A 12,813-nucleotide genomic window follows, 5' to 3' on the forward strand; every position below is an offset into this window, starting at 1 on the left:
TGATGCAGTTAATTGTAAAATAGATAGTACATCTTTAATAATAGAAGAAGAAAAGATGTTTTTATTTGCAGAAAATATTTTGGAAAAAAGTGTTGAAATTATGACTCGTGTTTAAAGAGGTTTGTTGTGTTAAATAGCATGTTCCATAAAAAAAAACGGCTCTGTTTATACAGAGCCGTTTTTGTGTGTACTGGTCACACTGAAGATAGTGTGTGGCGTATTTTGAGTTATGGCATTGTGGCTAAATGGCAACAGGCTCTACGACCCGGTGCAATTTCGGTATCTACCGGAGCTGCCTTTCGGCATATGTCCATGACATGCGGACAACGCGGATGGAAATGGCAACCGGACGGCGGATCCAATGGTGAAGGAATTTCACCTTCCAGCGGGCTGAAATCAACGCCGCGGCGGTCAAGACGCGGTACTTCTTCCAGCAATGCCTGAGTGTATGGGTGGAATGGACTGCTGAAAATGTCATCCACAGATGCAACTTCAACAACGCGCCCGAGATACATAACCGCAATTCTGTCGGAGATGTGCTCAACCACACCCAGATCATGACTGATGAACAGACATGTCAGGTTCAGCTCATTACGTAGATCCATAAAGAGGTTAAGAATCTGTGCCTGAATGGACACGTCCAATGCTGCTACAGACTCATCGCAAACAAGGCATTCCGGCTGCACAGCCATAGCGCGGGCAATGCCGATACGCTGGCGCTGGCCACCGGAAAACTGGTGCGGGTAACGATGCGTGTATGATGGATCAAGTCCGCAGCGAAGCATCACTTTTTCAAGGTAGCCATCAAGTTCGGAAGAGGTGGTCAGCTTATGATACAGCGGAGCCTCACCAATAATATTGCGGACACGCTTACGCGGGTTAAGTGATGCAAACGGGTCCTGAAAGATCATCTGCACGTTAATATTGTACTCTTTAAGGTCTTGACCCTTCAGAGTATCAACATCCTGCCCTTTGTAATAAATTTTACCTTCACTGCGCGGAAGAATGCCGCACAGCATACGCCCCAGAGTGGATTTACCACAGCCGGATTCTCCTACAAGACCGAGCACTTCGCCCGGCATAACAGAGAGATTTACTGAATCAACTGCCTGTACCCGTTCCTCACGCAAGTTGGAACCAAGGGAACGGGCAATACGTCCGGCTAAGTCGAGCTTTTTAACAAAAACGCGGCTTAGTCCTTCACATCGAAGATAAGGTGTATTGTTATCGTTCATATACGTTTCCGTTGCATGGATTACAGGTTTGGGTGGAAACAGCAGACACGACGGCCGTCGCTTATTTCTGTCACAGGCGGTTCACATAAGCATATATCTGTCGCTTTAGGACATCGCATGCGGAAGGAACAGCCATCCGGCAAATTGATAAGAGAAGGCGTCATACCCGGAATCTGGTAGAGCGGTTCACCGCGATGGTTACGGCTCGGCACAGATCCGACAAGACCTTCGGTGTATGGATGCAGTGGTTTATCGAGAACAGCTTCAACAGTGCCTTCTTCGATAATTTTGCCTGCGTACATAACAGCGACACGGTTTGCCAGACCGGCAATTACAGTAAGGTCGTGCGTAATCCACATGAGAGACATGCCTGTTTTGCGGCAAAGCTGCTGCATCTCAGACAAAATCTGACTCTGAATTGTTACGTCCAGCGCGGTTGTCGGTTCGTCCGCAATAATGAGATCAGGACGGTTTACCAAACCTGTTGCAATGGCAACACGCTGGCGCATACCGCCGGAGAACTGATGTGGGTAGGCTTTAATCCGTTCTTCAGGAGATGGAATACTCACCATTGCCAGCGCTTCAATTGCACGTTTGCGTGCTTCTGCTTTGCTGACTTTTTTATGTGCCCGTACTGCTTCGATCATCTGGGTATCGATGCGCAGAACCGGGTTCAGCGTCATCATCGGGTCCTGAAAGATCATAGCAACTTCGTTTCCGCGGAAATTGCGCCATTCTTCAACCGACTGCGTTAACAGTTCACGACCTTTGAATTTGATCGACCCGCCAACAACGCGCCCGGGTTCATCCACAAGTCCCATAATGGAAAAGCCTGTTACGGATTTACCACTGCCGGATTCGCCGACAATACCCACAACTTCACCCTTATCGATATGGAGGGAAATGCCGTTAACGGCTTTTGCCACACCGGCGCGCGTGAAGAAGTGTGTTTTAAGGTGCTTGATTTCAAGAAGTGGAGTGCTCATCGTTTCAACCTCGGGTTCAGAACGTCACGTAATCTGTCACCAACAAGGTTGATGCTTACAATAAGGATAAGCAGGGCAACGCCCGGGTAGAAGCTGATCCAGTAGTATCCACTCTGTAGGTATTTAAAACCGTTGGAGATAAGCAGACCAAGAGATGGCTCGGTAATAGGCATACCAAGACCAAGGAAGGAAAGGGTTGCTTCAAGTGCAATGGCACTCGCTACTTTTACGGTCGAGATTACAATAAGTTCCGGGGTACAGTTCGGTAATACATGCGAAAACATGATCCTGCGTTGCGGTAAAGCAAGGCATTTTGCTGCTTCAACATATTCTTTGCTGCGCTCAACAAGTACGTTGGAGCGAATGGCACGGGCATAATACGCCCACTGAACCAGAATCAGAGCAAGGATGATTTTATCAACCCCCTTACCGAGAATCGCCAGCAGGATAAGTGCCACAAGAATTGCCGGAAAGCTGAGCTGTAAGTCAACAATACGCATGATGACGGAATCTGTTTTACCACCCACATAAGCAGCCCACAGTCCGATAACTGCACCGATAACCAGAGCGACAAGGGTAGATACAACACCTACGCCAAGAGAAATGCGCAATCCGTAAAGGATAGAGCTGTACATGTCTCGACCCTGACTGTCTGTACCAAGCCAGAAAGACATGGAGTCATCGAATGAAGTGGAACCCGGTGCGAGCTTGCCGTCCATAATATCAATAGACATTAAATCGTACGGGTTTTGTGGTGCAATGTATGGCGCAAACAGCGCAACACCGATCATAACAATAAGAATGACCAGTCCGAGAGCTGCCACACGGTTTTCAAAAAACTCTTTTACTGCCTCTAGGAACAGGGATTCATTTTGAACCGCCGGAGCCACAGCAATAGCTTCTGTAATATTTTCTGCCATATCAGATCCTTGCGGTTATCGTTCCTGACCGAGGCGAACACGCGGGTCAAGGATGGAGTACATTATGTCCACAATCAGGTTAATGATGATGAACATAGTTACAGTGATGAGCAGGTAGGCAACGATAATCGGGCGATCAAGTACGCCGATGGAGTCGATAACCAGCTTACCCATTCCCGGCCATGCAAAGATAGTTTCAGTAACTACTGCAAACGCAATAAGGCTACCGAACTCCATACCGAGAACTGTAATAACAGGAATCATGATATTCTTCATAACATGCAGCCCGATAACGCGAGTTTCTGATAACCCTTTTGCGCGGGCAAACTTTACGTAGTCCATCTGCATGTTTTCCTGCACACCAGCGCGTGTAAGGCGGATGGCAAGAGAAGTTTTAAAAAGGGCAAGGTTGGTGGCTGGCAAAATAAGATGCGCAAGGCCGCCAAGCGTCAGGAAGCTTACCGGTATGCCCAGCAGCATTACCGTTTCGCCTCGTCCCCCTGATGGTAACCAGTTTAGCTGTACCGAAAATATAATAATAAGCATAAGCCCGACCCAGAATGTTGGCAGGCTGAAACCAAGAATGGAAAAGCGCATAATATTGCGTCCAATCCAGTGGTTTGCTTTCATACCGGCAACCATACCGAGTGGAATACCAAAAATTACAGCGATAAACATAGCGGTAAACGCAAGTTCCAGTGTAGCCGGAAGACGATCAAGAATAACCTTGAGAGCCGGTTCGTTGTACACAAAGGAGTTGCCAAAATCACCGTGGAGTGCGCCTTTAAGGAAGATGGCGTACTGATCCCACAGCGGTTTATCCAGTCCCAGTTCATGGACAGCGCGTGCATATTCAGCCGGAGTTGCATCTGGTGCAATCAGGATATCGATAGGGTTACCGATGTAGAATACGCCTACAAAAACCAATAGGGACATAACGAGCAGAACGACAGCGCTCTGCGAAATACGACGTATGAGGAAAGCGAGCATAAATTGATGACGCTCCAAAAAAGCCAAAAGGGGTAAAAACAGGCTGAAGGGACGTGATGGTCACGTCCCTTCAGAATTATAACAATAAGAGTAGCTTATGATCGACACAACAGTGTCGTGATGTAAAGCTAAACCAAGATGCTATTTAACAACACTGATATGACGTGGAAGGGTGTAACCGTCAGTACGTCCTTTGTAGTCGAGGTCTTTTGTCATACCCCAAACGTTCACTTGATAGTGAACAGGAACAATACCTACTTCGCCAAGACTAATTTCAACACCTTCAATGAGAAGTTCGTTATGTTTTTTAGGATCAACAGTAACGAGTGCTTCTTCGAGCAACTGGTCAACCTTAGGGTTGGAGTAACGACCGCGGTTAGCAGAACCGAAGCCTTTATCTTTGTCGTAAGTGTGAAGCAGTGCGCTGAGGCAGTTGGAATGTTCACCGGTGTCAGTGGCCCAACCAAGAAGCATGAGGCTGAATTCAAGTTTGGAAGCTTTACCGAAGTATACACTCTTAGGCATTGTGATTACTTCAGTTCTAATACCAACCTTGGTCAGCATCTGAGCAATTGCCTGTGCGATATCGCCATCGTTTACGTAACGGTCGTTAGGGCCGTGGATGGTGATTTTAAAACCGTCAGGGTAGCCAGCTTCTGCGAGCAGAGCTTTAGCGCCTTTAGGGTCATATGCTTCAGGCTTAAGTTTTTTACTTGTGCCTTCGTAACCTTCAGGAACCATCTGCGCGGCAGGAACAGCAAGGCCTTCCATGATGCGTGCAGCGATAGCTTTACGGTTAATTGCCTTAGAAATAGCTTTACGTACGCGTACGTCTTTCAAAGGGTTTTTGATTTTGTTACCGTCGTTGTCAGTCACCATCGGTGAGTAATCGCGGTCAGAATCAAGGTGCAAGTAGATAAGGCGAGTAGATGGAGATTTAGCAAGAGTAAGTCTTGCGTCTTTAGAAAGGTGAGCTACGTCTGCCGGTGGAACGAAGTTGATGAGATCAACGTCGCCGGATTTGAGCGCTGCTACACGTGTACCATCATTAGTAATAGGCTTAGCAATAATGGTTTCCCAAGGCTGTTTTTCGCCCCAGTAGTTATCGTTACGTTTGTAGATAATGGAGTCACCACGTTTCCATTCAACCAACATGTAAGGGCCGGTACCGATAGTTGCTTTACCTGAGTTAAAGTCAGCTGTGGTAGCGCCTTCACCGTATTTCTTAGAAACAACGTTGAAAGTGGCAAGGTTACGTGGAAGAAGAGGGGAAGGACCTTCTGTGTGGAATCGGATAGTAAGTGGGTCCACAATTTCAATTTCTTTAATGGCATTAACCATGGCTGTGAAAGAAGACGGGCTGTTAGGAACAGTAGGGATACGTTCGATAGTAAATTTAACGTCTTCTGCAGTAAACGGAGAACCGTCGTGGAAAGTAACGCCTTCACGGAGTTTAACTTCCCATACATTATCGCTTACTGGAGACCAGGAAACAGCGAGACCCGGCATCAGTTTCTGACGTTCATCCTGACGGATAAGTTTGTCGAAAACATAAATTGCCTGTTCGTTGTTTGCATTCACGTTATGGAAATGCGGGTCAAGAGAGGTTGGTTCACCTTTCAGACCGATAGTCAACGTCTGTGCAAATGCACCGGAGGCGCATACGAGCAGCAGCATGCAGACGGTGACGATAGCCATAAATTTATTACGCATAAATATCTCCTTGCTTGTTAGTCTCACTCAAAACCGCGCGACTATACGAGAAATAAGCTTGAGAATCAAGAGAGTCTGAAGAAATCCGCATGAGTCGCCGCTTTTTTGCGGTGATTATATCTAAACCTGCCTAACAGTGCATACAATAAAAAGTAATTTCTGTCTTGCTGAAACTGACAAAAAAGTAAGGAATTAGACGTGATTAAGAATGTACGAAAGTTCATCAATGAGCATGAACAAAACATGGTCTCACTGCTTAAAAAATTAGTTGAAATAAATAGCTACACTGGAAACAAAGAAGGCGTGAATGCAGTTGCCTCGGTCATCCAGGCAGAATGCGAAGCAATAGGGCTGCATGTTCGCCGTGAATCCAGCGAGCAGGCAGGAGACAATCTCGTAATTGAAACGCAGCTTCATAAGGAAGGAAAAAAAGGTATTCTCATGTGCGGTCACATGGATACCGTTTTCCCTCCAGAGCTCGGATTCAACACTTTTACGCACGATGAAACAAATTTCTATGGTCCTGGTGTGGCAGACATGAAATGCGGTCTTGTTGAAGGTATCTATGTTTTAAAAGCGCTCGATGCGCTTGGGCTGCTTCAAGACATGTCCATAGTCTTCATCTGCAACTCTGACGAAGAAACCGGCTCAATTAATTCTTCTGAACTCATTTTGAAAGAAGCCAGAAACAGCTTTGTAGGATTCGTGCTCGAATCTACCAGAGCAGGCGGTGAGCTTGTTATCGGTAGGAAAGGGCGCATGACTTTCGAGCTGGAAGTTACAGGTGAAGCTGCACATGCAGGAAACGTCGGAGCAGCTAAAGTCAGTGCAATCCTCGAGCTCGCGCGGCAGATTCAAGCACTTGAAGAACTCAATGATCTTCCTCAAGGACTAAGCGTCAACGTCGGAAAAATTGAAGGCGGAGTTGGTGCCAACACCGTATCCGAAAAAGCTCGTGCCATTGTCGAGTTTCGTTACACCAAGAAGGATAGCGGCGACAAAGTATGGGAAGCTGTTCAACAGCTTGCAGCAAAGCCGTTCACCAAAGGTACGTCCTGCACCGTCAGAACCATCACTGCGCGTCCTTCAATGGATACCAACGATGCAATCCTCGGCCTGTACGACATGATCAAAGAAATTGGCACCGAGCATGGGTACGACATTCAATGTGCCCAGTGCGGTGGCGGTTCCGATGCAAACTATATTTCTCAGACCGGAATTCCCGTTATCGACGGAATTGGCCCCATAGGTGGCAAGCTACATTCTGTGGATGAATACCTAGTGTCTAGCACTGTACCGGAGCGAGCAGTCCTTGCAACGCTCGTTATTGCCAAAGCTTGGGATTTATACTGCTGCAAATAAGTTGCGTTTAGGTGGTTGCCTTCGGCGAGTCTGCAACGCTGCCTTTGGTGAGTCTACGACGTTTTTAATTTTGTCTCCGACGGCTGGGGGAAACCTTGTTGAAACAAGGTTCTCCCCCAGACCCCTTTCCAAAAACTTTTATTTGCGAGGTCAGCACGTTTTTTACGTAACTCTCGGCTTTATTCCACTACCTTTCGTTAACTGAGAAAAGGCTGTCCTTCGTATGAAGGACAGCCTTTGTTATTTATTCAGACGGTGAAACCAACTCTCGGAAATATTACCCTCTTGTTTGCCTCACCCGCTAACATACCTTTAATACGATAAAAGCGAGGTAGCTTCTTCGTGGCTTCTAACGAGATAAGTTACGAACTGAAATCACGTAAAATCGGGGTCAAGGGGCGAGCCCCTTGCGGGCGCAGGGCAGAGCCCTTGCCCCTCGGAGAGTCGTCGAAGACCCACTGTAAGAAACAGAAAAATGTCAGAAATACAAAAAGGTGGAGTATCAAGTACTCCACCTTTTCTTTTGGCCGTGTATTCCGGCTGAACGTTGCGACAGAACATGTAGGTAAGTGTAAAAACACTTACGCCAGAAACAGGATTACTCGTTGCGATTTGCTTACTTAGCGATTGGCTCGGAGTGGAAAGTTTTGGATACGATAATCCATTCACCGTTGTTCTTGATAAGAGAAAGGTAGTCGGTGAAGAGGCGGTCAACGATTACGAGGTTAACTTTAACCATAGCGTAGTTAGCGTTGATGAAATCGATAGCGAGGATGTTGTCTTCGCGTGCCACTCCCGCGTCTTTAGAAGACTGACGGCTTGCAATACGTCCTTTAAGAACGTCGCGGCCTGCGATTGTTACTTCGCCGTTATCGATAAATGAAATGTGAGCGCCGGGATGGAAAACTTTTTCCATGGTATCTGCGTCACCTTCGTAAAGCATTACAAAGTAAGTTTCTAAAAATTCAATAATTTCTTTAATTTCAGCTTGCATGTCTTTTTCCTTGCAGAGGGAAACAGCGGGTATCGTTATGGGCGATATCTGCTGTTATCGAAAAACACAGACCCTAGATGCGCTAGCTGTGTTTTTCGGTAAAAGTATACTGTTTGTTCTGTCGCAAAATTCAGCCAGAATCGACCAAGGGAACACGGTTCCCTATTATGAAATCATATCTCTGCATAGATTGATTCTATGGGAGTGGATGTTAGGATAGCTGAAAAATGTTGTCCACCGAAAAGACCATGTTGTAGAAAAGAAATGCTCAGGTAGAGAATGGTGTACGATGGTTTCAATAATGCAACACTGTTCACTAGTGCAGTTTTAAATCTATTCAAATTTGAATAATACAATGAAAAAAGCCTTACATAAAATATGTAAGGCTTAAATAAGCTGTTATTACATTGTCTGGAGGTCATGAAACTTCGTGGGACAAAGAGTACCTACAAAAAGGCTGCTGATGGACAGCGGTAATGTAAAACAAACTTAGTAAAAACTATTTGCGATAATCGGTACGGCGAACGCAGAATGCTGCGTATTCGATGAGTGCGTTAATATCGTATACAGGAAGGCCGATACGTTTATGTACAGCGTGTGAGAATGCAGGAAGATCTGTGCATTCGAGGATGAGTGCATCAAGATTGTGTTCTTTTACAAGAGTGTCGGCTGCGTCGCAGATTTCATCTTCCATGCGATCCATATCGATATCGTCGTTTCTGCCTTCAATGATCGTATTCCAGAAGTAATCGTATCCTTCCATGCCTTTGATTACAAAGTCATTAATGTCGGAATTAACACCTTTGAAATGTGCTTCGGTGAGCGCTTTGTTGCTTGCGGTAAGAATACCGATGTTGGCATCTTTACCGTGCATTGTGCGAACCATTGGAGCTTGCACGAGGCTTGAAACAAGCACTGGAATGTTTACTTCCGCTGCAATTTCTTGCTGGAAGCGAGCCATAAAGCCGCAGCTTCCGGTGATGGCTTTTACGCCTTCAGCCTCAAGTTCTTTTGCTGCATCAATAAACGGCTGCATGAGATCCGGTGTCGGATTAAAAAGCAGGCGAGGAATATCGATGTTTTTGAGAACCTTGTGCACTGTCGGAAAATTAAATGTGTAGTGGTTGCGCAGGTGACCTTTTGGCTTCGCGAAAGAAGATTCAAGGCAAATGATACCTACTGGTACGTCTTGATATAAGTAGCCGCCTTTCAACATAACATTTCTCCAAACAAAAAAGTTAGACTCAGCCTAGAGTGGCAAAGGCTGAGGAGTGACCGGCACGGACTATTGCTAACGTATCCGTGCCGGAGCTTTGCGGAAGAATCACTCCATGCGTCCTTGGCTAAATAACTGTCAGTTGTCGTTGTGCCGATAGACAGTGAATACATTGCAGCCGGTTGTGGCAATGTGTTGTCTATGAGGAGGCAAGCATCCACTGGGATAGTGGTGGAATACCGGAACAACTTCAAATGACGAAAGAAACGTAAAGATTAATACAAAACTGCACTGAGCTGACTGTTTCAAAAAAATCGTAGCGTATGGATGTTGCGATTTGACTTTTTGTCACGTTTTGCACTGCACAGGCTTGTCTCAATCAATAAAGCAATGCTTTGTAAGTAACCTTACGTTGTTTCTAATTACTTTGCTTCGGGAAAATCACGTAATTCACGAACTGTAATCGGTCTAATTGGTGGACGGATGTTCAAGGCTCCAACATTAGGAACTTCACTGCCCAGTGCTTCTGCTGCAATTTCAGCAAGCGCTGCGCCGCACATTCGTCCCTGACAAGGGCCCATTCCACAACGAGTACGTAATTTGATTTCGTTCACGTCGTGGCAGCCTTCTTTGACAGCCTGACGAATATCGCCTGCCGTTACGCCTTCGCATCGGCAGACAAGTACGTTGTCAGCAACGTCAAAAAGACCTTTTTTAGGTGCAAAGAATGCATCTACAAAGCCACGAGGTGCGAGGGCTTTGAAGAGACGCTTCTTAGCTGGTTTAATTTGAAGCAGTGCGGCACTTTCGCTGAGTCTTTTGATATGACGGGCAACATCGATACCGGCAAGCTCGCCTTTGGCAGCGGCAGCATAAACACCATGGACTTTCTGTCCGTCACCTACAACGTAGATGGAGTCTCTGCTGGAGCGGCCGAATTTGTCCGTTTTTGCATACCAGTAACGCTGTGTTTTATCCCATTCATGTTCGAGCTGAAGCATACGGGAAACGTGCGTACGTGGAAGCATGCCTTCGTGGACAAGCAAGGTTGCTGCTTCGAGTGTTTTGGTTTTACCACCGTGGTTGAAGGTAACTCGTTTAAGTTGTTCATCACCTTCTGCCTTGATGTCACTGGCACCCATGTATTGCTTTACGCCGCTGCGGAACATGTTCACAACCATTTTGAGTCCCTTCAAAAGGAAGGGAACATCAACCAAGGCTTGTGGCATGTGCAGCATGGATGTGGCTTTGTTCTGAATGGGGCTTGTATCCAGAACACCTGCGATTTCAACACCCAATTCCGTAAGGTGGTTTGTAACCAGCGGAATAAGAGGGCCGTTGCCCGCAATGACAACAGGGCCGTGCGGTACCATGCCTGCACTTTTGTATAAAAGGTCGGCAGAACCCGCACTCATTACACCCGGTGTAGTCCAGCCGGGGAATGGTACAGGGCGTTCCATTGCGCCAGTGGCTACAATGATACACTGGGCTTTAATTTCACGTGCCGTGCCTTCGGTGCTGCAAAGTACGCGTCCAGGTTCTGCGTCCCATACTGTTGTCTTTGGCAGATAGAGTGCGCCGCTTTTGTTGAAGCGGCCTACAAGCTCGAGGCCGTCATTACGGTCTTCTTTAGACAGAAAGTTTTTGCTTGAGTTTTTGCCGGATACTGAACGGTAAATCTGACCGCCAGGTAACTCCTGCTCATCCAGAAGAACTACATCCAGACCATTTTCAGCGGCTGCGCTTGCGGCAGAAAGACCCGCAGGGCCTGCGCCGATAACGAGTAAGTCGTACTGCTGCTGCATTAGTATTTCTCCCTGAGGGTATTCTGGCGTTTAACCTTCATTCCTTCACGTACAGTAACGAGACAGGACTGCTGGTTAGGGACGCCGTCGATTTCCATCATGCACTCAAAGCAAACGCCCATGAGACATACAGGAGCACGGTTGTCACCTTTTACAGGGTTTTTGCCGGTGTGTCCGGCATGGCCGGGGCCGAGAACGGCAGCAGCTACAGAAATATCTGCAGGAACGGTAAGTGCTTCATCTTCAAAATAGATGGTTACGGTGTCCTGCGTGTTCGTTTTGTTTGTAGACATGAAAAAAGCTCCAAATAATGACTACGGCGAGCTACTTCTCGTCGAAACGTGAAAGCGTAAAGCTAGCTGCGGTTTTGCAAATATCGTTGCCCATAATGTAATCAGGCAATTCAGCGACATGGATAGCAGCAAGGGTAACAGCACTGTGGGCATTAAGAATAAAGCCGTTTTCGTGTCCCGGGATTTTGTCGTAAATCGGGAAACCGTCTTTCGGCCAAACTCGCAGGCAGCTCCATGTACGGATGATGCGAAGATCTGCAAGTGCAGGCCAGATGTCTGTTGCCCATTTTGCAACGTGGCAGAACTTTTCGGAATGGAGCGAAGTGTCTGTTCCCACGTATTCATGCTCAAACCCGATCATGATTGTGCCACCGCGAGTGCGGGTGATGCCGAGAAGCGGGGATGGCAGAATGTCCGGTACACGTTCTGTAAGGAAAACTTGTCCTTTATTCGGAACGACAGGAACGTTGACGCCGAATTTACCGGCGAGCTGACGGTTGCCAAGACCACCTGCAAGTACCAGACGGGTGCATTCAATCTCACCTTTGTCTGTTGTCACAAGGTAGCCAGAGTCTGTTTTGACAACATCAATCACGTTGGTGTCCGGAATAAGCGTGCCGCCAAGGTTGGTAATGCCATGACGTAATGCGAACATCAGTTTCAACGGCTCCACAAGGCCGTCTTCTGCACACCATGTTCCGCCGGTAACGTTCGGGCCGAATGTGACGTTCGGGAGCTTTGCTTCAAGCTCTTCACGAGTCATCATTGTGCCGGGATACCCTTCTTCGCCTGCTTCTTTACGGAGCGCGTCGAGATAGTCACTGCGTTTTGTAAATTCTTCTTCACCAAGGCAGGGGATGATGCCGCCGGACTCAGTGTATTCGATGTCGATGCCGGAAGTTTCTTTAAGATCTTTGGCAAGGTCGCCAAAAAGCTTGGAAGAGTTGAAGCACCATTCAACATAGTCTCTATTTCCCAGCGCCTTTGACTGACACCAGACGAGTCCCATGTTGCTTCGGGAGGCTCTGTCTACAGGAGGTGTTGCGTCTACTACGCCAACGCTGACCCCTTTTTTAGCAAGCCCGTAGCCCACAGCCGCGCCGGTGACGCCGCCGCCCACAATGAGCACATCAAAATTTTGTCGCATTATGCGATCCTCTTTTTACCTGCAGTAACGTCGTATCTGCTAAAAAATATTTTTAAGCAGCATCCAGATTTCCGGTGCAGTCTCCGTAATCTGGAGATAATGAGTAAATGGAAAAAAAGTAGCTGACAGAGTTACTCCGGCAAGGTTTATGC

General features: G+C 47.0%; 11 protein-coding genes. 1 reads left to right on the forward strand and 10 read right to left on the reverse strand.

Annotated features, from left to right (window positions below):
* Positions 1–227: 227 nt before the first annotated feature.
* The 5 genes from MKHDV_RS02435 to MKHDV_RS02455 form a co-directional block, all read right to left on the reverse strand.
* Positions 228–1,235, reverse strand: a complete 1,008-nt coding sequence (locus MKHDV_RS02435; protein ID WP_160711915.1) for an ABC transporter ATP-binding protein — start codon at positions 1,233–1,235, stop codon at positions 228–230.
* Between the two features lie 20 nt (positions 1,236–1,255).
* Entirely contained in the window at positions 1,256–2,221 is a 966-nt protein-coding gene (locus MKHDV_RS02440) for an ABC transporter ATP-binding protein (RefSeq protein ID WP_160711917.1), read from the reverse strand.
* Positions 2,218–3,141: an ABC transporter permease gene (locus MKHDV_RS02445; protein WP_160711919.1), complete on the reverse strand. Its 924-nt coding sequence runs from the start codon at positions 3,139–3,141 to the stop codon at positions 2,218–2,220. The genes MKHDV_RS02440 and MKHDV_RS02445 overlap by 4 nt, the downstream gene beginning before the upstream one ends.
* Before the next feature lie 15 nt (positions 3,142–3,156).
* On the reverse strand, positions 3,157–4,131 hold the full coding sequence (locus MKHDV_RS02450; protein WP_160711921.1) for an ABC transporter permease: 975 nt from the start codon (positions 4,129–4,131) through the stop codon (positions 3,157–3,159).
* A 141-nt stretch (positions 4,132–4,272) separates the two neighbouring features.
* A complete protein-coding gene (locus tag MKHDV_RS02455) occupies positions 4,273–5,844 on the reverse strand; it encodes an ABC transporter substrate-binding protein (protein WP_160711923.1) in 1,572 nt (523 codons plus the stop codon).
* A gap of 198 nt (positions 5,845–6,042) precedes the next feature.
* On the opposite strand from MKHDV_RS02455, the gene MKHDV_RS02460 reads away from it, so the two are divergent.
* Entirely contained in the window at positions 6,043–7,206 is a 1,164-nt protein-coding gene (locus MKHDV_RS02460; RefSeq protein ID WP_160711925.1) for a M20 family metallopeptidase, read from the forward strand.
* A gap of 616 nt (positions 7,207–7,822) precedes the next feature.
* On the opposite strand, the gene MKHDV_RS02465 is transcribed toward MKHDV_RS02460, so the two are convergent.
* The 5 genes from MKHDV_RS02465 to MKHDV_RS02485 form a co-directional block, all read right to left on the reverse strand.
* Positions 7,823–8,200, reverse strand: a complete 378-nt coding sequence (locus MKHDV_RS02465; protein ID WP_160711927.1) for a nuclear transport factor 2 family protein — start codon at positions 8,198–8,200, stop codon at positions 7,823–7,825.
* 499 nt (positions 8,201–8,699) lie between these two features.
* Positions 8,700–9,416, reverse strand: coding sequence for an aspartate/glutamate racemase family protein (locus MKHDV_RS02470; protein WP_254060395.1), 717 nt, complete (start codon positions 9,414–9,416; stop codon positions 8,700–8,702).
* A gap of 422 nt (positions 9,417–9,838) precedes the next feature.
* Entirely contained in the window at positions 9,839–11,221 is a 1,383-nt protein-coding gene (locus tag MKHDV_RS02475) for an NAD(P)/FAD-dependent oxidoreductase (protein WP_160711929.1), read from the reverse strand.
* Positions 11,221–11,514 (reverse strand): (2Fe-2S)-binding protein, encoded by a 294-nt coding sequence (locus MKHDV_RS02480; RefSeq protein WP_160711931.1) that lies wholly within the window; start codon positions 11,512–11,514, stop codon positions 11,221–11,223. Before MKHDV_RS02480 ends, MKHDV_RS02475 begins: the two co-directional genes overlap by 1 nt.
* 31 nt (positions 11,515–11,545) lie before the next feature.
* Positions 11,546–12,661, reverse strand: a complete 1,116-nt coding sequence (locus tag MKHDV_RS02485) for an FAD-binding oxidoreductase (protein WP_160711933.1) — start codon at positions 12,659–12,661, stop codon at positions 11,546–11,548.
* Positions 12,662–12,813: the final 152 nt, after the last annotated feature.

The sequence above is a fragment of the Halodesulfovibrio sp. MK-HDV genome (genome assembly GCF_009914765.1).
Lineage (GTDB): Bacteria > Desulfobacterota > Desulfovibrionia > Desulfovibrionales > Desulfovibrionaceae > Halodesulfovibrio.